The 552-nt window shown below is 63.6% G+C and carries 1 protein-coding gene; it reads left to right on the forward strand.

Annotated elements, in window-relative coordinates; translation table 11 throughout:
- Window positions 1-138: 138 nt before the first annotated feature.
- A partial coding sequence (locus ACKGJN_RS16670) for an ATP-dependent zinc protease family protein (RefSeq protein WP_409540692.1) occupies window positions 139-552 on the forward strand: 414 nt, incomplete at its 3' end.

Genomic DNA, 552 nt, shown 5'->3' on the forward strand with positions numbered 1-552 from the left:
TGCACGGCAGGCGGCGTCCGGTCGTAAGGGATAGAGCAGGGGAGCAAGGCCATTGCGGGGTCGGCTGAAGGGGGACGGGGCAGCCAAGCCAGGGGAAATCCCTGTTCTCCTGCCGGCGAATCGGGGCGGTCTGCGCCGATGAAAAAGGTCAAGCGCGAGCGCCCCGTCGTCGGCTGGCGCGAATGGGTCGGCTTGCCGGAACTGGGTGTTGACAGAATCAAGGTGAAGATCGATACCGGCGCGCGCACTTCGGCGATCCACGCCTTCGAAATTTGGCCTTTTGAGCGAAATGGCAAGAAATACGTTCGTTTCCTGTTGCATCCGGTTCAGCGTCGCCGCCAGCTGGAGGTGCGCTGCGAGGCGCCGGTTATCGACGAGCGTATCGTGACCTCCTCGAACGGGGAGCGTGAGCGCCGCTATGTCATCGAGACGGCCGTGAAGCTGGGCGAAGCGGTCTGGCCCATCGAGATGACGCTGACGAATCGCGACGAGATGGGTTTTCGCATGCTGCTGGGCCGCGGCGCGCTGAGGAAGCGTTTCGTGGTCGATCCC

The sequence above is a fragment of the Gillisia xinjiangensis genome, from assembly GCF_046298265.1.
In the GTDB taxonomy this organism is placed as follows: domain Bacteria; phylum Bacteroidota; class Bacteroidia; order Flavobacteriales; family Flavobacteriaceae; genus Gillisia; species Gillisia xinjiangensis.